The following is a 21,011-nucleotide window of genomic DNA, read 5'->3' as shown; positions in this document are numbered from 1 at the left end:
AGGAATAGATATGAAACAGTATTTGTCACAATGGTCACAAAACTGGCTTCCACTCGTCGCAATACTAGCACTCATTCCTATGTGGGAAGCGACGTGCCGGATCTTCTCGGTACCAACATTTATACTCCCCGCGCCATCAGATATTGCACTGGCTTTCAGCCAAGTTCCGATGGAAAGGTGGTTAGACAATTTATGGGCAACACTACGCATCGCCCTGCTTGGTTTTGGAATTTCATTTTTAGTGAGTATTCCTTTGGCCATCATGATGGTGAACTCTAAATTTCTCACTAAAGCGCTGTTTCCAATACTAGTTGTTATCCAGTCAACACCCGTAGTGGCGATTGCTCCACTGTTGATTGTTATTTTGGGGACCGGTGATGCGCCGCGTCTCACCATTACCTGCCTGATCACCTTCTTCCCGCTTGTGGTATCCGCGACAACCGGAATGCTGGCAACCCCACCAGAGCTGATTGAGCTATCTCGCTCGTTAAGCGTAAAAAACAGTAAAACAATTTGGCAAATTCGCCTTCCTTACGCCATTCCACATATCTTCAGTGGTGTAAAGGTCGCGATTACTTTAGCCGTGATTGGTTCTGTGATTGCTGAATTCGTCGCTGCGGAAAAAGGATTAGGCTATCTGGTTCAATTCTCTACGTCGTATTTCAAGATCCCTCAAGCTTTTGCTGCACTGGTGTTCTTGTCTTTGGTGAGTATGTTGCTGTTTAAAGCCGTTAGCTGGGTGCAACGAGCTTGCTTCTCATGGAGCCTGACCGAAGAAGAAAAGCAAAGATAGAAACCGTAAATAACAACGTAATGGCTTTCACAATCACCGGGCGAGGAAACAAGACGGCGTTTAATAAGAAATTTAACAAGGTGAACTCACTCCTGCTTAGGGGTTGAGTTCATCGAGATTAACATGACTAGGAGTAGAAGCGGTCTGTAATAGCGAGCCATTGAGAGTCTCAAGCTATTGCTGGACATTGCTCCAATAACAAGCACGTATTTAATTGTTAATTGGAGAAAAACAATGACTCAATCATACCTTTTAGATGAACTTAACTTTGAAACAACCATTGGTGGACAAGGTTTAGAATCAAACGATACCGCGATCCCTTTGATCAACTTACACGATTTTGAAAACCGTCGCGAAGAGATCACAGAACAACTCTGGGAGGCAGCCACTCAAGTCGGTTTTTTCCAGCTGGCTGATCACGGGATCAGCTTAGCGGACATTGAAAAGTCCTTTAAGCTCAGTGAGCAATTCTTTGCCCTGCCAATGGAAACAAAGCAAAACTTTTCGTTGAAAGAAGGCTTAAACGCTGGCTGGGAGTTTAAACAACAAGTTCGTCCATCCACCGGCACTGCGGATCAAAAAGAGTCGTATCAAATTACTCTTCCTCATATGGATGACTTATGGCCGAGCAATGCTCAAGTGGAAGAGTTTGAATCGCATCTGTTGTCATTCGAGCATCAGGCGTGGCAGCTCGGGATGAAAATTCTTTCCTGCTTTGCCGATAAGTTGGGGTTTGAACGTGACTTTTTTACTAAAGCACACCAAAGAGAGTCAGAAAACTATTTGAGCACCTTACGTATGTTGCATTACTTGCCGATGAAAGAAGTACCAGAAACAGGTACATTCTGGCGCGCTGGTGCACATACAGATTTCGATTGCTTGACGATGGTATTCCAGCAGGAGAATCAGGGAGGCTTGCAAGCTGCTGCCGGGAAAGACGCCAAAGACAATTTGGTGTGGAGCACGGTTGAACCAAAAGCAGGTGTCATCACTTGCAACATTGGCGACATGCTGATGCGTTGGAGTGATGACTTGTTGAAATCAACCCTGCACCGCGTGCGTATGCCAACAGCAGAAGAGAACCAAGACTCTCGTTATAGCATGGCGTTTTTCTGCCAAGCAAACCGAGACCAAATCATTCAGGGTCCAATGAAGGTTTAGGAGCCGATGACGGCTGAAGACTACTTGAAGATGCGCATTAACGCGAACTTCTCTTAAAGAGTTCGGCAATTGGAATGACAGTTCAAGCCCTGTTATTCCAATACTCCGAAGACGAAAAAGCCATGCAGGTGCATGGCTTTTATTTCGTTCTATTGGTGAAAAACTATTGGTTGGCGATGATATTGCCGTCTTTGACACCCAGCACAATCGGTTTTCCTGGCAAGAACTGCCCAGAGAGAATCGATTTCGCTAGTGGGTTTTCAACATTTTGTTGAATTGCACGTTTCAAAGGACGTGCGCCATACACCGGGTCAAAGCCGACTTGTGCGATCAACTCTAACGCCTCGTCACCGACTTCCAGATCGTAGTCTTTCTCAGCCAGACGTTTATGCAGACGTTCCAACTGAATGGAAGCAATCGACTTAATGTGCTCTTTACCAAGTGGATGGAATACCACGGTTTCATCAACACGGTTCAAGAACTCAGGGCGGAAGTGTTTGCTGACCACTTCCATAACTTCATTCTTAATGCCTTGATAATCCAGTATTGCGAAGTTTTCCTGAATTCTCGAAGAGCCTAAGTTTGAAGTCATGATCACCACAGTGTTACGGAAATCAACCGTACGACCTTGGCCATCAGTCAGACGCCCGTCATCCAGCACTTGAAGCAGAATGTTGAACACATCTGGGTGCGCTTTTTCTACCTCATCCAATAGAATGACCGAATAAGGTTTGCGACGAACCGCTTCTGTCAGATAACCGCCCTCTTCATAGCCAACGTAACCCGGAGGCGCACCAACCAGTCTCGCTACAGAGTGTTTCTCCATAAACTCAGACATATCAATACGCACCATTGCGTCTTCACTATCAAACATGAAGTTTGCCAGTGTTTTACACAACTCGGTTTTACCCACACCCGTTGGACCTAAGAACAAGAAAGAGCCAATTGGTCGGTTTGGATCCGACAACCCGGCACGGCTACGGCGAATCGCATTCGCAACCACTTCAACCGCTTCCACCTGGCCAATAACACGTTGATGCAATACATCTTCCATGCGAAGCAGTTTTTCTTTCTCTGCTTCGAGCATCTTCGAGACCGGAATGCCCGTTTGTTTGGACAGCACTTCCGCGATTTCGTTATCGGTAACTTTGTTACGCAACAACGTCATCTCTTGCATTTCGGCTTGTGCAGCCAAGTCCAACTGTTTTTCCAGCTCAGGAATACGACCGTATTGCAACTCAGACATACGGTTTAGATCACCAGCACGGCGAGCAAACTCCATATCCATCCGTGCTTGCTCAAGCTCGGATTTAATGTGTTGCGTACCCGATAGTGCTGCTTTTTCTGTATTCCATACCTCTTCTAACTCAGCATATTCGCGCTCTTTTTCAGTCAACTCTTCATTTAAAGTCGTCAGGCGCTTTTCACTCGCTTCATCATGCTCGTTACTTAACGCTTGCTGCTCAATTTTTAACTGAATGATTTTACGCTCAAGCTTATCCAAAGACTCTGGTTTCGAATCGATTTGCAGACGAATGCTTGATGCCGCCTCATCGATTAAGTCGATCGCCTTATCAGGTAATTGACGATCAGAAACGTATCGATGTGACAAACTTGCTGCCGCAACGATAGCCGGGTCGGTAATTTCTACATGGTGATGCAGCTCATAACGCTCTTTCAAACCACGTAAAATGGCGACCGTATCTTCAACGGTTGGCTCATCCACCAGCACTTTTTGGAAACGACGCTCTAATGCCGCGTCTTTCTCAATGTACTTACGGTATTCGTCCAATGTTGTCGCACCAACACAGTGAAGTTCACCGCGAGCCAATGCTGGTTTCAGCATGTTACCCGCATCCATAGACCCTTCACCTTTACCAGCGCCCACCATGGTATGCAGCTCATCAATAAACAGAATGATGTTGCCTTCTTCTTTGGCTAACTCATTCAATACTGATTTCAAGCGCTCTTCGAACTCACCTCGGTATTTTGCACCGGCAACCAGTGCGCCCATATCTAACGCGAGCACTCGACGACCACGTAAACCTTCTGGCACTTCATTGTTAATAATGCGCTGTGCCAGACCTTCAACGATCGCTGTTTTACCCACACCAGGTTCACCAATGATAACCGGGTTATTCTTGGTGCGACGTTGCAGAACTTGGATCGTACGACGGATTTCATCATCACGGCCAATCACCGGATCCAACTTACCCTGCTCTGCTCTTTCGGTAAGGTCTATGGTGAACTTTTCCAAAGCCTGACGAAGCTCTTCCGCATTCGGATCATCGACCTTTTGACCACCTCTGATCTTTTCGATCGCCTGGCTTACTTTCTGCTCGGTTAAACCGACTTCTTTCAATAATTGACCAAGCGGACCTTTATCTTCAATGGCGGCTAGGAGGAAGATTTCAGACGAAATATACGAGTCCTGGCGTTTTTGAGCGACTTTGTCACAAAGATTGAACAAAGTCCCCATTGCACCCGAAAGCTGCACATCACCACCAATGCCGCTGACTTTTGGTAATCGATCAAGGATTTCGCTCAACTTAGAGCGTAAATGTGTCACGTCCACATCCAACATTGTCAGCAATGGACGAATTGGACTGCCATTTTGATCAAGCAAAGCCACCATCAGGTGAACTGGCTCTATATATTGATGATCGCGCCCCAACGCTAATGATTGAGCATCAGAGATAGCGATTTGAAACTTACTTGTGAATCTATCAAGACGCATATCGACCTTCCTAACCTCATATAAGAGAATACTAATAACAGTAGAAAGATGGATACTCAGTAGGGGAATTTCAAGGGAGGATGTAAATAAATATAAACAGTGATGCAAACTCAGGGAATGCATCACCCATTTCAATTACTGGTTAAAACCTAATCTTCCAGCCAGATAAAGGTCGCTTGGCGCCCGGTCACTCCGTCACGACGATAAGAGTAAAAATCATCACCGTTTTGGTATGTACACAAACCCGAGTCAAACACTTGGGAGACTCCAGCTTTGTTTAGACGCTGCGTTGCGAGCTTGGACATATCAGCAAACCACTTGCCTTGAATGTCTCGCGGAATAAACGCTTGCTCAGCCTTAGGATCAAAATCAACAAACGCTTGCAGAACATCTTCACCGACTTCAAATGCTTCTGGACCGATAGCAGGTCCAAGCCATGCCATCACTTCTCCAGAAAACATCTCTAAAGCATTTTCGACAATGCCATTAGCTAAACCTCGCCAGCCAGCATGGACTGCCGCAACTTGTGTGCCTTGGCTATTGGTTAAAATCACCGGCAGACAATCTGCGGTCATCGCAGAACATACAACGTAGCCAGAATTGGTGAACACGCCATCGGCATCGAGCACTTTAGACGTTGGCTCTGAAACCTGAGTGACAACGGTAGAGTGAGTCTGATTCAACCAAACCGGCGCACTTGGCATTTCGGCCTGCTTCATCAACCAGTCACGGTTTTGTTCTACTAATGACAAATCGTCCCCAACGTGAGCGCCAAGATTAAGCCCTTGATAGGCTCCCGTCGAAACGCCTCCCACTCGCGTGGAAGCAAACGCTTTTACATTTTTAGGCGCTGGCCAGTTAGGAACAATTATCTTCATATTAGAATTCGTCCGGTAAACCGTGTTCTTCAGTATCTTTACGCAGTGCTTCGGTCATTGCCACCATGTCATCTGGCACTGGAGCATGAAACTCCAACTCTTCACCAGTGATAGGGTGCTCGAAACGCAACATCACAGCGTGAAGCGCTTGACGATCAAAGCTACGAATCATATCTGTCAGCTCTTGCGATGCTCCAGTAGGAATACGTGCGCGACCACCGTAAGCCGTATCGCCCAACAATGGGTGCTGCAGGTAAGACATATGAACACGAATCTGGTGAGTACGACCCGTCTCAAGACGCAGGCGAATGCGCGTGTGCTCACGGAAGTGTTCTGCAACACGGTAGTGAGTAACCGCTGGTTTACCCATTGGAGCCACAGCCATTAATGTACGCTTCGTTGAGTGACGGCCAATCGGCTGATCGACTTTACCACCCGCAGTCATACGGCCAATAGCAATCGCCTCGTATTCACGAGTGATATTACGCTTTTGCAGTGCACGAACTAAACGCGTTTGCGCTGGTACCGTTTTCGCTACCACCATCAAACCGGTCGTGTCTTTATCAAGACGGTGAACAATACCTGCACGCGGTACTTCAGCAATATCCGGGTAATGATGTAGTAATGCATTTAGCACCGTACCATCAGGCGTACCTGCACCTGGGTGTACAACAAAATCACGAGGCTTATTGATTACGATGATGTCATCATCTTCGTAGACGATATCTAGCGGGATATCTTGCGCTTCCCAGCGTTCTTCATCTTCCAGCTCGGCTTGCAATGTAATTTCCTCGCCGCCCATGACTTTGGTGCGAGGTTTGGTGACAACTTCACCATTCACTTGAACTTTCCCCTCAAGAAGCCATTCTTTCAGGCGAGAGCGAGAGAAGTCCGCGAATAATTCTGCGATAGCTTGGTCTAAACGCTGACCTAATTGACTATCTTTTACGGTATTTGTTAATACTATCTGCTGAGCCATATCGAACTTTTTTAAAAACTGTGAGACTAATGCTCACGACTGTGGAAAAATAGACTATTACGTCATTGTATCTGTTACTGGAAAGAAAGTAACGGCAGCTTAAGAAATATTTAGATTCAAGGAACAGACTCCTGATATGAAACGTCAGACTTTAACAGGCCTTTTAGCGGTATCCCTTCTGTTTGGATGTGCAAGCAAAGAAGAAATCGTTCCTGATGTGCCACCTTCGGAACTGTATGCAGACGCACAAACCTCGCTTCAAACCGGCAATTGGCTTACTGCGATTGAAAAACTGGAAGCATTAGACTCACGCTACCCATTTGGTGCGTACTCCGAGCAGGTACAACTTGATCTCATTTACGCGTACTACAAAAACGACGACCTAGCACTTGGTTTGGCAACCATCTCACGCTTTATGCGCCTAAACCCAACTCACGAAAAAATGGACTGGGTGTTGTATATGCGCGGCCTAACTCATATGGCGCAAGATCGTAACTTTATGCACGATCTATTTAATGTTGATCGTAGCGACCGAGATCCAGAGCCAGTTAAACAAGCCTTTGATGATTTCAAAAAGCTGCTGCAACGTTATCCAAACAGCCATTATGCGGAAGATTCGCAAAAACGCATGATCGCCTTGAAAAACCGTTTGGCCAATTATGATCTGGCAACGGCAGATTTCTACCTACGCCGTGAAGCGTGGATTGCCGCGATCAACCGCAGCCAAGAACTGCAAAAGACCTTCCCTGATACAGAAGCGGCGCGTAAGTCGCTTGATATACAGCTAGAAGCTTACAAGCAGCTTGGTCTGGAAGACTCTATCGCCAGAACGGAAGAGTTGATTAAGCTTAATCCAGTCGATTAAACCAAACTGCCGCAAAACTCCTCGCCACAGTCTCAACAACTGTGGCGTTTTTCTATCAAAGCATCTTCCCCGCGCCTAACTTGATGGTTTTTTGAGCACAATATATGCTTAAAGCTCTCCCACCATTAACCTGGACGTGAACGTGAGATTATCTAAGCTATGGGCAATATTACTGATCCTGCTGTCAGCATCTGTTTGCGCATTACAAATTTCACCGTTGAAACAGCCACCGTATACCGGTGATTTAGACGTCATAAAAGAGAAGAACTTGCTACGCGTGCTTGTCTCTGCTGACCTGGGTTTTTACTACATTGAAGGCGGAACTCCTAAAGGAATTGGTGCAGAGCTTCTGGCTCATTTCGAGAAAGATTTACGTAAAATCAAACCGAAACTAAACGTACAAATTATCCCTCTTGCTCGTGACCAGTTGATTCCCGCTTTAAACAAAGGCTCTGGCGACTTAATTGTCGCAAACCTGACGATTACTGATAGCCGTAAAGAAAAAGTCGATTTTAGCTCCCCAATAATTTCGGGAATTCAAGAGTGGATCGTTACCAACAAAAAAACACCCGCCATCACAAAGCTAGAGCAACTGAGTGGAAAAGAGATATGGGTCCGAGCTAGCTCCAGTTATTTTGAAAGCATTCAATCTCTTAATAAAACTTTAAACAAGAAAGGATTACCACCTGTCATTGTCCACTTCGTTGAAGAAACCCTCCAAGACTACGAACTGGTTGGCATGCTGAATAATGGCTACGTCAAAGCCATCGTGTTAGATAGCCACAAAGCAAGCCTTTGGCTCAAAGTAATGGATGACATTCGAGTACACAAAAAGGTTCCACTGCGTAAAAGTGGCAAAATCGGCTGGGCAATGCGTAAAGACAGTCCGCAGTTGAAAGCTGTGGTCAATAAGTTCATCAAGAAATCACGCTCCGGTACCCTGCTCGGAAACGTCATCTACGGCAAGTACATCGACAATACCAACTGGCTCAACAAAGCGCTCAATCCGAAAAAAATTGCTCAGTTAGAAAAACTGTCCGCGTTGTTTTCACGCTATGGCGAGAAGTATAACTTTGATTATCTGCTGATAGCGGCCGTCGCTTATAAAGAATCGGGCTTTAATAATAACCTGGTCGGCAGTCGAGGCGCGGTGGGCATTATGCAAATCCTACCCAGTACCGCACAAGATCCGAATATCAACATCAAAAATGTTCGACAATTGGAAAACAACGTTCATGCAGGCGTGAAGTACATGGCGTTTTTGCGTCGGCAATACTTCAACGACAAAGCCATATCCGCCGAAAACAAAATCTACTTCACTTTGGCCGCCTATAACGCTGGGCCGGGCAATGTTGAGAGAATGCGTAAGCTCGCCGCCAGACAGGGATATAACCCAAATGTGTGGTTCAATAATGTTGAAGTCGTGATGAGAAAGAATATCAGCGCAACCGTCGGTTATGTCACCACCATCAACCGTTACTACGTCATATACAAACAATTAGAGAGTTTGGACCACGCTAAATCGTTAAAGAATGTTTTGTTGGCTCCGGACGATCCGGTTTTCATGACCCCATTACTCAAGGTGAGTCAAACACCAGAAAGCAAAAAGCCGCTTGTTAACTAAGCGGCTTTTCAAAACTCTCTTTGATTACATACTCTAGCGTGATTTCAATCACGTATTTTGTTCAGTTAATTTTTGACCAAACTAAATTATGGGCTGTACAACGCCCCTAAAAACGAGGTGGTTTTCAGCTGAGTACTCTATCCAATCTAATGATTTGCTAACCGATAACAAGCTATTTAACGATAAATCTCGATACTTCTTGAGTGAGATCACATTCATTTTTCCTTTTAAAAACCTCGAACCAAATGGTGATATAGATCACATTTATTTATCCATAAAGCAGTAATCTGAACTTAACCCATGAGGGATGCAACAGAGGAAAAACACTTATGACAATGAATATCACTGGCAAAAACATCGAAATCACCTCTGCAATCCGAGCTCATATTGAGAGCAAATTTAAAAAACTGGAGAAATGGCAAGTCGACCTAATTGGATGCCAAGCAACTTTCAGTGAGGAACCAAATAAACAGAAAAAATTCGAAGCGGTTATCAAGGTTCCAAAAGGCCAACTTATCGCCTCAGCAACTCACGAAGATCTTTACGCAGCTATCAATGAAGTGGAGCAAAAACTAGAACGACAATTGAATAAGCTGACCCACAAGCCTGAAGCTCGCAGAGCTAACAAGCCAGAGCTTGAAGTAGAAGAAGAGTAAATAGACCAGATTGAGGAAATAGCGCCGTAAGGCGCTATTTTTTTGCTTGACGCTCTACGCCTGCTTGCTTATTGTGTTTAAACACTCATAAATTGCGCACTAATTATGCATTTAACCCCTCTGTTTATTTTTGACTTCTTTTTCCTCCCATAGATGGAGGGGCGAACTCGTTTGTGAAAGAAAAGTCAAAAACAAACAGAAAGCCTCCCAAACCGGGAGGCTTTTTTATAAGGAAAGAATTGATGACTGACCAACCCATTTCTCTGGAAGATATTCGTGTACGTTTAAACGAACTTGATGACGAGCTACTTAGCTTGTTGTCTGAACGCCGCAGACTCAGCATTGAAGTTGCCAAGAGCAAAGTACAAACCTCAAAGCCTGTTCGCGATGCTGTCCGTGAACAACAGTTGTTGGTGAAGCTCATTTCTAATGGCCGCGAAAAATATGATTTAGACGCTCAGTACATCACCAAACTTTTCCACACAATTATTGAAGACTCCGTTCTTCTGCAGCAAAGTTATCTCCAGAATCTAGTTAATCCACAACAAAGCCGTAAACCTCTCGCACGTGTTGCTTTCCTTGGTGCGAAAGGCTCATATTCACATCTGGCAAGCCGCGAATATTTTAGCCGTAAAAATACTGAACTGATTGAACTGAACTGTGAACACTTCAGGGAAGTAACTCAGACGGTAGAATCAGGTCACGCCGACTACGGTGTCCTACCGATTGAAAACACGAGCTCAGGCTCTATTAACGAAGTGTATGACTTGCTGCAACACACCACGTTGTACATCGTTGGTGAGCTGACACAACCGATTGAGCATTGTCTGGTAGCGACAAAAGACATTCGTCTTGAAAACATTAAAACGCTTTACTCTCACCCTCAGCCTCATCAGCAATGCAGTGAGTTCCTAAGCCGCATGAAAGGCGTAAAACTGGAATCTTGCGCCAGCACTGCCGACGCTATGCAAAAAGTCCAAGAACTGAATCGTGATGATGTAGCGGCTATCGGTAATGCATCAAGCGGTAAGTTGTACGGCCTACAAGCGATTCAAGGCAATATCGCTAATCAAACAGAAAACCATACTCGCTTTATCGTAGTAGCTCGTAAACCAGTTGAGGTTTCTACGCAAATACCAGCCAAGACGACGCTGATTATGTCCACGTCTCAACAAGCGGGTTCACTGGTTGAAACACTACTGGTACTGCAACGCTATGGCATCAATATGACCAAGCTTGAGTCGCGTCCTATTATGGGCAATCCATGGGAAGAAATGTTCTACGTTGACCTAGAATCTCATTTGGATTCGCAAGAGATGCAACAAGCGTTACAAGAGCTCACTAAGATCACTAAGCACCTGAAAGTACTGGGTTGTTACCCTAGCGAAAATGTAAAACCAACCCAAGTTAAATTGAGTTAATAGACACCTGTGAGCAAAAAGATCATGGCAACCCAAAAAGTCGTTATTGCCTCTTTAAATCCGGCAAAAATCAATGCGGTTAAGAGTGCGTTTCAAAGTGCATTTCCAAATCAGGCTTTTGAGTTTGAGGGAGTGAGTGTACCCAGCGAAGTTGCGGATCAGCCGATGAGCAACGAAGAAACGTATACAGGCGCATTGAATAGAGTAAAAAATGCCAAAGTCGAAGCTCTAGGCGGGGATTTTTATGTTGGACTAGAAGCTGGTATCGAAGGCAATGTTACCTTCGCCTGGATGGTGATCGAGTCGCAGACTCATCGTGGCGAATCCCGCTCTGCAAGTTTGATGTTACCGCCAGAAGTGTTGGCGCAACTTGAACATGCCAATGAACTTGGCGATGTCATGGACAGCGTGTTTGGCACAGAAAATATTAAACAGAAGGGTGGCGCAATCAGTCTATTGACCCAAAACCAATTGACGCGCAGCTCGGTATATCATCAAGCCTTAATTCTGGCTTTGATTCCTTTTACCAACACAGAGCACTTTCCAGCGAATCTTTAAAGCTCACGTTCCTATTCTAGTGGTATTAAAAAGGGCGGAATCTCCGCCCTTTTGTTTTACTCTGTTGGCTCTAATAATGCTTTGAGCTGTTCTTTCTCTTCATCCGATTTGGATTTCAACTCATTTGAGCCACGTGTGATGGTTGCAATGCCCACGCCTAGCATCTGGCTGATCTGACGTTGAGATAACTCGCCTTTGAGCAGTTCATTAAGAATGTTCACTCGGGCAATTAATGAATCTCGTTCATCAGGCGTCATCAGCATCGTTAAAAACATTTCATGCTGCTGACTATCGACACTTGTTCGAATTAGCTCAAGAATCTGCTGCCAGTCTGTGTACTCGGGTTCGTGTGACATCAAGTTACCTCACTCAATACTTGGTATTGATCTCATGTTGATTCAAGAACGCGCCATCGATACCCAAAAGATCACGGTAGTAAGTTTCAAACATTAAGATGTTCTGAACATAACCACGTGTTTCTTTAAATGGAATCGCCTCAATAAAGGCATAAGCATCCACTTTTCCCTGGGTTCGCTCTCGCCACGTTTTCACTCTGTTAGGGCCAGCATTATAAGCCGCTAGAGCAAAAATACGATTATTATCGTAATCCTCCAATAAACCTTGCAGGTAATGGCTGCCAATTTCGATATTTTTACCGACGTTATACAACTCTTCAGTACCTTGATACTTTAACTTGTACTTGCGTGCGGTGTATTTTGCAGTTTCAGGCATTATCTGCATGATACCGCGAGCACCAACGGGTGAACGAGCCTCTACATCCAACGCACTTTCTTGCCTTGCCAAAGACATCATGGTAACCGGGTCGATATCATGCTTCTTCGCATAGAAATTAAACCACCATTGATGCGCAACAGGGAACCGTAATTCAATATTGTCCCACATCTGAGCTTGAATACTTGCGGTAACAGTCAGATGATGCCAATGCTTCGAAGAGGCATAAGCCGCTAGCATGGCTTTGTCGTCTTTATTCACTCGACGGAGCAAATGCGCCCACTCGCTCTTTGCTGCAGAAATCTTGTCTGTCGCAATCATCTCCGAAATACGCGCCAAAGCATCGTGATAAGGCTGAACGGCCTTACTGTCTAATTTGATTCGGTGACTTGGATATTTGATCGACTGCCCTATCGCGTTTGCGGCTGCGACACTATAAAAGTTACGCTCTCCAACCAATGTTGCTAAACGCTTCTTACCCGCAATGTCATCTCCCAGTGCAATCTCACTTCGGCCCAACCAATATTGCCATCGCAGCGTCGCCTGCTCTTCTTTGTTAAGAACCGCTATCCACTCCTGAACCCCTTTCCAGTCTGCATTTTGCACCGCGAGGCGAATACGAGTCTCGATGAGTGGCAAGTCCTGACTGGTTTTTGTCTTGTCATCTCGCCATTTAGCCAGACTGGCCGACTCTGTACGCGTCAGCCTAAAGGCAATGTAATCTGCCAAAGACTGTGCTTTTTCAGGAGAAAATTTCTGCCCTTTTACCACCGAGTCATACGCTTGTTGTGCCTGCTCGATATTCATACGAGCTAACTTTTCTAACGCATATTGACTCTGAGCACGATTAAAATCGTTCGCGGGCTTTTTCTTGGCAAATTCAGCGACCGAGGCAGGCTTATCAAACAACGCCTTCATATCTTGGGCTTGTTGTTTCGCTTTGGCCGACTTTGGTAGCTTTTGCAGATAACTCATCAGACTGCCGTTACGTGCATCAAACGCCAGTAACATTCGCTGTAATATCAAATCGTCAGTTCTTCCGCCCGCTTTATCCCAGGCAGAAAATAGTGGGTCACACTCAGAAGCGATACTTGAACCGCTTAACCACATATCTTCCGCGCCTTTAAACGCCGCAACTTGTTTACCCTGCTTCAAATTCGCCTGGTAAAAAATGCACTGGTAGCGCTCGCCACTGGGTATCACTTTTTGAAACTCAGTAATGGCCTTCCAATCTTTCTCTTTGTAGAGATGATTCAGATAAGGAGCGCTAACACGGCGAGAAAAAGGAAAAGTCTCGTACTCGGCGATAAAGTCATTAACTTGTTTTGGGGACTTACTCGGTAACTGTCGAATGAAAGTACGGTAGTCCACATAAGGTGTTAGTGGATAGTCCGCAATTTTGGGACGGATCACTAAGTACCCGTTGATGTCATTTTTATCTAATAGATTTTGAGCCTGCTCATACACTTCGCGCTGTTTTTCTAAGCTAAGCGCGGCGTTCGCTGTCAGACTAACCGCACATAAAGCAGCAGCACAGCATACACTTTTAGCCAATTCCGTAACGTTGAATCTCATTTGTATATTTTTCCCCAGACATTTATTGCCTCAAAGCCTAGTTTTCTTAGAGTTTATGTTTCAAAGGCACTTTAAGTATATGCATACATTTACACAGAAATATGCAACCAATGTAAAGTGAATTGATGTATTAAAATTTATACTCGTTAACTTTTGCAGCAATGAGGACGAGAAGTTCATAATGTGCAAAGAAATCCATTCTTCACTTCAAGCGAATAACAAAAGTGTATACCGTAACCATGTAAGTTTCCGGTCAGCAGAGGATAAGAAATCGTATAACAGGTAAAATTCTTGCAGCGCGGTAACAAATAGCCCCAGGTAAACTATTTATGCCGGTCAGTGACAAGGCTCTGAATTGGGTATCCTGAAGTCATTTGGGTATATCAGGCAGTTGGTATAAAATAGTGGGTTTGAATAACAGTTAATTTAGGAACGATCGGCAATGGCTGAATACGTATATACCATGTCGCGGGTGAGCAAAATTGTGCCACCTAAGCGTCAAATTCTTAAAGACATCTCTCTGAGCTTCTTCCCTGGTGCGAAAATCGGTGTTTTAGGTCTGAACGGTGCAGGTAAATCGACTCTGCTACGTATCATGGCGGGGATCGACACGGATATCGACGGTGAAGCACGTCCACAACCTGGGCTAAACGTTGGCTACCTTCCACAGGAGCCGGTACTTGATGAATCAAAAACCGTTCGTGAGATCGTAGAAGAAGCGGTATCAGACGTTGCAGGCGCGCTTCAACGTTTGGACGCGGTATATGCAGCATACGCTGAACCAGATGCGGATTTCGATGCTCTGGCAAAAGAACAAGGCGAGCTGGAAGCTCTGATTCAAGCGAAAGATGGCCATAATCTTGATAATGCTCTGGAACGCGCAGCGGATGCTTTGCGTCTTCCTGAGTGGGATCAAAAGATTGCCCATCTGTCAGGTGGTGAGCGTCGTCGTGTCGCTATTTGTCGTCTTCTACTAGAAAAGCCAGACATGCTTCTTCTCGACGAACCAACCAACCACTTGGATGCCGAGTCTGTTGCTTGGCTAGAACGCTTCCTGGTTGATTACACAGGTACTGTTGTAGCGATTACCCACGACCGTTACTTCCTTGATAACGCTGCTGGCTGGATTCTTGAACTTGACCGTGGTGAAGGTATTCCATGGGAAGGTAACTACACCTCTTGGCTAGAGCAAAAAGATGCACGTCTACAACAAGAAGCATCACAAGAAAGCGCTCGTCAAAAGACCATCGAGAAAGAACTTGAGTGGGTACGCAAAAACCCTAAAGGTCGTCAGGCGAAATCGAAAGCGCGTATGGCTCGTTTTGAAGAGCTTCAAAACACTGACCATCAAAAACGTAACGAGACCAACGAACTATTTATCCCGCCAGGTGAGCGCCTAGGTGACAAGGTTATCGAAGTGAATAACCTGACGAAATCGTTCGACGGCCGTGTACTGATTGATGACTTGTCATTCAGCATCCCTAAAGGTGCGATCGTCGGTATTATCGGTGCCAACGGTGCAGGTAAGTCAACGCTATTCAAAATGCTAAGCGGCACAGAGCAACCAGATTCAGGCACTATCGAACTGGGTGATACTGTGAAACTGGCATCGGTTGAGCAGTTCCGTGACTCAATGAACGACAAGAACACTGTATTCCAAGAGATTTCTGAAGGCGCTGATATCATTAAGATCAACAACTTCGAAATCCCTGCACGTGCATACTGTTCACGTTTCAACTTCAAAGGCTCTGATCAACAGAAAATAATCGGTGAGCTATCTGGTGGTGAGCGTAACCGTGTACACCTAGCGAAACTACTGAAAGCGGGCGGCAACGTACTGTTACTCGATGAACCAACCAACGACCTTGACGTTGAAACGCTACGTGCACTAGAAGAAGCGCTACTTGAATTCCCAGGCTGTGCAATGGTTATCTCGCACGACCGTTGGTTCCTTGACCGTATCGCAACACACATCATCGACTACCGTGACGAAGGTCAGGTTAACTTCTACGAAGGAAACTACACCGAGTACATGGACTGGTTGAAGAAGACGCTTGGTCCTGAAGCTGCAGAACCTCATCGCATCAAATACAAACGTATCGCGAAGTAATCTCTACAGATTCATGGTCGCTACCTGACACAGTCAGGAAAGTCCGATTGTAATTTGAACAAAGGCCGCTATCATAGCGGCCTTTCGTTTTCTGAAGGCTGAACCAACATCACTTTTTAGCCATCCCGACACTTTCAGATAATATTCGCACACTTTTTGTGCTTTTTGATATATGATTCAGTCCGTTCGAGTCATTGGTAATAAAAATAATAAAGTGGAGAGACGACTTTTTTCATCAATTGTCGACCAAACTCCTCTGCCCATCGAACCAACTAATTAGGCTGATGCTCATTGAAAGTACAGCCAACAAAAGTAATTTTCAGAATTGAATGTAGGCAATAACGAACTTCCATACGAAAGTTAACGCTGCTTTCGCTTTAGGAAATAAATAATCAAATGCCTACTTAAGTAACTATCACTATGTCTAAAAAAATCATCATTCAGATCCCGACAAAAAACGGCGATCAGCAATTTTACTTTGGCCGCATTTCGGTCGTCACAGTGCTGGCTTCGGTCATCGCGTTACCTGCCGTTATTGGTGGTGCATGGTATATGAACCAGCAACAGCGCTATGATCAGGATGTACTGGTTCAAGCCGTCGCTAAACTGGAGAGTGAGAAAAACGAAATCACCGCACTTTACGAAGAACAGCTTGATACCAACCACTCGTTATCTCAATCTTTGACTGACAGAAATAACCAAATTCAGCTGCTGGGTAAACGTGTATTCGATGTCGAGTCGGTACTTGGATTAGCCGACGAAGAGCTGATGCTTGATGAAAACAATTTGGCACTGGAAGAGAGAATTGACGCAGCGGCAATAGATTCTGCTGTACGTGCAACCATGTTCCGCCTTATTCCTAACGACAGCCCAATCACTTATCAGCGCATCTCGTCCTCTTATGGCACTCGAATCAACCCGATTTCAGGGAAGAAACACGTTCATACTGGTATCGACCTAACCTGTAAGCGTGGTGAAGAGGTGCTGGCTCCTGCCGATGGGGTTGTAGAGACGGTTCGTCCGGGTAATCGAGGCTATGGCAACTACCTGACTTTACGCCATTCGTTTGGTTTTATGAGTTCTTATGCGCACCTGCAAAAATTCAAAGTGAAAAGCGGGGAATTTGTCAGTAAAGGGGATGTTATTGCTCAATGTGGTAACTCTGGTAATTCGACCGGACCTCACCTGCATTATGAAGTGCGCTTCCTCGGGCGAGCATTGAATCCTCAATACTTGATGGACTGGACACCAGAGAATTTCAACTACGTGTTTGAAAAAGAGAATAAAGTTAAATGGGGTCCATTAGTTCAGTTGATTGACAACGTTGTTCGTCTGCAAATCAACTTAACTAATTCGCCTTACCGAGACACCAGCATCAACACCGTGTCCAGTGAAGAAGGTAACGAGACAGCCGTTAACTGATTTTCTTCAAATAAAAAAAGAGCAGCCAAAGCTGCTCTTTTTTTATATCAGGCTGTTAGCCACGATGAATATTATCATTGGCTTGCTTGAGCAGATTCTGGCTCTCATTCATAAATTGTTGAGAGTAAGTACCAAACCAATCGCTCACCTGTTTGAAACTTTCGATGAATCGCGCTTTGTCTTTGCTATCCAGGATCGCCACCGCATCACCCAAACGCTGATGGAATCGCTTGATCATGTCGATATTCTCTTGAGAAGAGAAAATGATATCACCGTACAAATTCGGGTCCTGACCAAACAGTCGCCCAACCATCGCCAATTCAAGGCGGTAGATAGGCGAGCTTAGTTTGAGCAACTGATCGATATTCGGGTTCTCTTTACTTAAGTGCATGCCGTAAGCAAACGACGTAAAGTGGCGCAGTGCCTGAATCAGCGTCATGCCATGATCGTGCTCTTCTGCGTCAATCTGACACAAACTTGCGCCCCAAATACCAAATTGTTGGAGCAGCCATTGGTAATGCTCGTTCCCACGGCCATCACAGTACACAATAACCTGCTTCGCAAGGCTAGGAACATCAGGGCCAAACATCGGGTGAAGACCAACAACCGGGCCAGCGTGCACCTTGAGCATCGCTTGCAGTGGCTTCGACTTAATCGAGGTTAAATCACACAAAATGCAATCTTCTGGTAAGTTACCCAGCTTCTCGATAACCCCTTCCGTCAGATGAATCGGTACCGTGACCACGACTAAACCCGCGTTGTCCAGGATTTCATCCGCACGATCCCAATCTTTACTGCCCAGAACTTTGACCTGGTAGCCCGACAATTTGAACATGCGGCCAAACAGGCCGCCCAGTTGACCATTACCACCGATAATCACAACTGAGCGTAATTCTGGGTTCAAACACTTAAATCCGGAATCTTTCTCACTGGCATAAGACTCACGCATAGTACGACGAAGAATGTCTTCGATTAGCTGTGGGGGTACCCCAATTTTTTCAGCTTCAGCTCGACGAGACGCTAACATCGCGGCCTCTCGGTCGGGGGCATAAATTGGCAAACCGTGTTCGCTTTTTACTTCACCCACTTTTTCTACCAGCGATAAACGCTGGGCTAGAAGCTCAAGCATTTGCTTGTCGACTGCATCAATCTGATCGCGTAATGCGTTAAGTTCAACTGCCATTGATGTTCCTTTAAATAAGTTCCGTTTTTTAGCCTTTTAGGCGATTCTCTAAGAAAGGCACCAGCTCTTCGTGTGCATGACGTAATAGTGCCTCAGTTGACTCCCAATTGATACATGCATCGGTGATAGATACACCGTATTCCATCTCTTCAAGTTTCAGGTCAGAAGACTGGTTGCCTTCGTTGATGTGACTTTCAATCATCAGTCCGATAATAGACTTGTTGCCTTCACGAATTTGATGGATCACGTCTTCAGCGACCAGTGGCTGACGGCGGTAGTCTTTACGTGAGTTAGCGTGGCTACAGTCCACCATCAGTGATGCATCAAGACCTGACTTCGCCATTTCTTGTTCACACTCAGTCACGGATACTGAATCGTAGTTCGTCTGCTTACCGCCACGAAGAATCACGTGACCATTCGCGTTGCCCTGAGTCGTGAGCAGTGCAACTTGTCCTTCACGGTTAATACCCATGAAACGGTGGCTAGATGATGCTGCTTGCATCGCATTGATTGCTGTCGCCAAGCTACCATCAGTACCGTTTTTAAAACCAATTGGCATAGACAGGCCACTCGCCATTTCACGGTGAGTTTGCGATTCGGTAGTACGCGCACCAATTGCTGCCCAGCTAAAGGTATCTGCGATGTACTGTGGGCTGATTGGGTCAAGAGCTTCTGTCGCTAGCGGAATTTCCATCTCTGCCAGGTCAACCAGCAGTTCACGGCCAACATGCAGACCATGTTCGATATCAAAACTGCCATCCAGATGCGGGTCGTTAACTAAACCTTTCCAGCCAACGGTAGTACGAGGCTTTTCAAAGTAAACACGCATTACAATATACAGTTGGTCACTTAGTTGTTCTGAAAGCGCTTTAAGACGTTTTGCGTAGTCTTTCGCCGCATCAATATCGTGGATAGAACAAGGTCCACACACAACAAGCAAACGGTGATCTTTCTTATGAATGATGTCAGCAATAGTTTGACGAGATTCTTGGATAAAGCGGCGTGCATTGTCACTCAGAGGCAATTTCGCTTTTAACTCATCTGGAGTGATAAGAACCTGTTCTTCGACGATGTTAATGTCGCTCAATTCACTTTTTTTCATAATCTTGACCTGTATATTATTTTTTACACCCAACCAAATCCTTGGTGAGACAACTAATCTTTAACGACAAGATAACAGGCTAAACGATAAAAACAAGTGTACATTTTAAAAAACATTTACTGTAAATTTATTTTTACACAAAATAAAAGCCAAACTTAACTTAAGTTTGGCTTGAGTTCGGTGTTTTTAGCAGTTTACGTGCTTACAAGTATTGAAGTTTATGGAGTTAAACGCTTCATCGCTTCGCTGGCTTGTTTCCACTCTTGTGACAACTTGAGCTCACTCAGAGAAAAGCTCTGTTTTTTCAGTAACGCGCTGGCTTGCGGCACACTCGTGATAGGTAAGTTGTCCAGAGCTGCGACCTGAGCCTCTCTTTTATTGCACATCAACAGCATATCGCACCCTGCATTCAAAGCCTGAATGGAGCGTTCTGCAGGACCGCCCATGATAACCGCGCCTTCCATGGTCAAGTCATCAGAGAAGATCAAACCTTTGAAACCAAGTTGCTGACGCAGAATTGTTTTCAGCCAATATTCGGAACCGCTGGCAGGTTGAGAGTCGTAGTTCGGAAAAATGACGTGAGCTGGCATCATGGCATCCAAAATACCCGCCTCGATCTGAGCTTTGAAAATCGCCATGTCTTGCTCAAAAATGTCACTGCGCTCGTCATAGGGCGTTTCCAGATGAGAGTCAGCAATCACGCCACCATGTCCGGGAAAGTGTTTGCCTGTTGTCGCCATACCGATGCTTTTCATCCCTTGCATGTAAGCAGTGCTATGACGAAGGATAGTATCTGCATCTTCGCCAAAAGCCCGACTTCCAATCGCTTTACACTGATGGCCTTTATCCAATACAGGGGCGAAGCTCAAATCAATGTCATGAGCAATCAGCTCCGCTGCCATAAGCCAGCCGCCCATTCGAGCAAGCTCTTCACTATTTTGATGTTTTGCATATTCATCAGCAGCAGGGATAAGAGAAAAGCCCTCACGAAATCGCTGTACGCGCCCTCCTTCCTGATCGACACCAATCAGTAGCGGACGTTTCGCCGCTTTGCGGATAGACTGGGTAAGCGCCTGAAGTTGCTCGCTATCATGATAATTCCGTGTAAACAGAATCAAGCCACCAACCGTTGGATGCTCCAAAATTTCTTTGTCTTCAGCAGTCAGCTCATAGCCTGCAACGTCAACCCATAACGGACCCATGTTTTCTCCTCAA

General features: G+C 45.4%; 17 protein-coding genes and 1 other annotated feature. Of the genes, 9 read left to right on the top strand and 8 right to left on the bottom strand.

The features are described from left to right. The first annotated feature begins 10 nt into the window (after positions 1 to 10). Both VEJY3_RS02580 and VEJY3_RS02575 read left to right on the top strand, forming a co-directional pair. A complete protein-coding gene (locus VEJY3_RS02580; protein ID WP_014230894.1) occupies positions 11 to 793 on the top strand; it encodes an ABC transporter permease in 783 nt (260 codons plus the stop codon). 234 nt (positions 794 to 1,027) lie between these two features. Further along, positions 1,028 to 1,954, top strand: coding sequence for an isopenicillin N synthase family oxygenase (locus tag VEJY3_RS02575; RefSeq protein WP_014230893.1), 927 nt, complete (start codon positions 1,028 to 1,030; stop codon positions 1,952 to 1,954). A 163-nt stretch (positions 1,955 to 2,117) separates the two neighbouring features. Here VEJY3_RS02575 and clpB read toward each other — a convergent pair whose 3' ends face one another. The 3 genes from clpB to rluD form a co-directional block, all read right to left on the bottom strand. Continuing rightward, the gene (clpB, locus tag VEJY3_RS02570) at positions 2,118 to 4,691 is read right to left on the bottom strand and encodes an ATP-dependent chaperone ClpB (protein WP_014230892.1); all 2,574 of its coding nucleotides are present in this window, start codon (positions 4,689 to 4,691) and stop codon (positions 2,118 to 2,120) included. Between the two features lie 149 nt (positions 4,692 to 4,840). After that, positions 4,841 to 5,569 carry a peptidoglycan editing factor PgeF gene (gene pgeF / locus VEJY3_RS02565; RefSeq protein WP_014230891.1) on the bottom strand — a complete coding sequence of 243 codons (729 nt, stop codon included), beginning with the start codon at positions 5,567 to 5,569 and terminating at the stop codon, positions 4,841 to 4,843. A gap of 1 nt (position 5,570) precedes the next feature. After that, positions 5,571 to 6,548 carry a 23S rRNA pseudouridine(1911/1915/1917) synthase RluD gene (gene rluD, locus VEJY3_RS02560; RefSeq protein ID WP_014230890.1) on the bottom strand — a complete coding sequence of 326 codons (978 nt, stop codon included), beginning with the start codon at positions 6,546 to 6,548 and terminating at the stop codon, positions 5,571 to 5,573. 136 nt (positions 6,549 to 6,684) lie between these two features. Between rluD and VEJY3_RS02555 the strand changes: the two genes are divergently transcribed. From VEJY3_RS02555 to yjjX, 5 genes are all read left to right on the top strand, one after another. Further along, positions 6,685 to 7,413, top strand: coding sequence for an outer membrane protein assembly factor BamD (locus VEJY3_RS02555; protein ID WP_014230889.1), 729 nt, complete (start codon positions 6,685 to 6,687; stop codon positions 7,411 to 7,413). 142 nt (positions 7,414 to 7,555) lie between these two features. Continuing rightward, positions 7,556 to 9,037, top strand: coding sequence for a lytic transglycosylase F (locus VEJY3_RS02550; protein WP_014230888.1), 1,482 nt, complete (start codon positions 7,556 to 7,558; stop codon positions 9,035 to 9,037). A gap of 329 nt (positions 9,038 to 9,366) precedes the next feature. Beyond that, on the top strand, positions 9,367 to 9,693 hold the full coding sequence (hpf, locus tag VEJY3_RS02545) for a ribosome hibernation-promoting factor, HPF/YfiA family (RefSeq protein ID WP_014230887.1): 327 nt from the start codon (positions 9,367 to 9,369) through the stop codon (positions 9,691 to 9,693). Between the two features lie 108 nt (positions 9,694 to 9,801). Further along, positions 9,802 to 9,923, top strand: a sequence feature (Phe leader region). Positions 9,924 to 9,935: 12 nt separating this feature from the next. Then, on the top strand, positions 9,936 to 11,114 hold the full coding sequence (gene pheA, locus VEJY3_RS02540) for a prephenate dehydratase (protein WP_014230886.1): 1,179 nt from the start codon (positions 9,936 to 9,938) through the stop codon (positions 11,112 to 11,114). 24 nt (positions 11,115 to 11,138) lie between these two features. Further along, positions 11,139 to 11,672, top strand: coding sequence for an inosine/xanthosine triphosphatase (yjjX, locus tag VEJY3_RS02535; RefSeq protein WP_014230885.1), 534 nt, complete (start codon positions 11,139 to 11,141; stop codon positions 11,670 to 11,672). 56 nt (positions 11,673 to 11,728) lie between these two features. On the opposite strand, the gene trpR is transcribed toward yjjX, so the two are convergent. Continuing rightward, positions 11,729 to 12,028, bottom strand: a complete 300-nt coding sequence (gene trpR, locus VEJY3_RS02530; RefSeq protein ID WP_014230884.1) for a trp operon repressor — start codon at positions 12,026 to 12,028, stop codon at positions 11,729 to 11,731. Between the two features lie 13 nt (positions 12,029 to 12,041). Continuing rightward, positions 12,042 to 13,979: a murein transglycosylase gene (sltY, locus tag VEJY3_RS02525; RefSeq protein ID WP_014230883.1), complete on the bottom strand. Its 1,938-nt coding sequence runs from the start codon at positions 13,977 to 13,979 to the stop codon at positions 12,042 to 12,044. A 442-nt stretch (positions 13,980 to 14,421) separates the two neighbouring features. Between sltY and ettA the strand changes: the two genes are divergently transcribed. After that, a complete protein-coding gene (gene ettA / locus VEJY3_RS02520) occupies positions 14,422 to 16,089 on the top strand; it encodes an energy-dependent translational throttle protein EttA (RefSeq protein ID WP_014230882.1) in 1,668 nt (555 codons plus the stop codon). A 420-nt stretch (positions 16,090 to 16,509) separates the two neighbouring features. Continuing rightward, on the top strand, positions 16,510 to 17,511 hold the full coding sequence (locus tag VEJY3_RS02515) for a M23 family metallopeptidase (RefSeq protein ID WP_014230881.1): 1,002 nt from the start codon (positions 16,510 to 16,512) through the stop codon (positions 17,509 to 17,511). Positions 17,512 to 17,566: 55 nt separating this feature from the next. Here the strand turns inward: VEJY3_RS02515 and tyrA are convergent, their stop codons facing one another. From tyrA to nagZ, 3 genes are all read right to left on the bottom strand, one after another. After that, positions 17,567 to 18,694, bottom strand: coding sequence for a bifunctional chorismate mutase/prephenate dehydrogenase (gene tyrA / locus VEJY3_RS02510; RefSeq protein ID WP_014230880.1), 1,128 nt, complete (start codon positions 18,692 to 18,694; stop codon positions 17,567 to 17,569). A 28-nt stretch (positions 18,695 to 18,722) separates the two neighbouring features. Further along, positions 18,723 to 19,796 (bottom strand): 3-deoxy-7-phosphoheptulonate synthase, encoded by a 1,074-nt coding sequence (locus tag VEJY3_RS02505; protein ID WP_014230879.1) that lies wholly within the window; start codon positions 19,794 to 19,796, stop codon positions 18,723 to 18,725. Between the two features lie 218 nt (positions 19,797 to 20,014). Next, on the bottom strand, positions 20,015 to 20,998 hold the full coding sequence (gene nagZ, locus VEJY3_RS02500; protein ID WP_014230878.1) for a beta-N-acetylhexosaminidase: 984 nt from the start codon (positions 20,996 to 20,998) through the stop codon (positions 20,015 to 20,017). Positions 20,999 to 21,011: the final 13 nt, after the last annotated feature.

It is taken from the genome of Vibrio sp. EJY3 (assembly GCF_000241385.1).
Classification (GTDB): domain Bacteria; phylum Pseudomonadota; class Gammaproteobacteria; order Enterobacterales; family Vibrionaceae; genus Vibrio; species Vibrio natriegens.
Note: the sequence above shows the minus strand (reverse complement) of the source record. Positions and strands in the feature narration are given on the sequence as shown.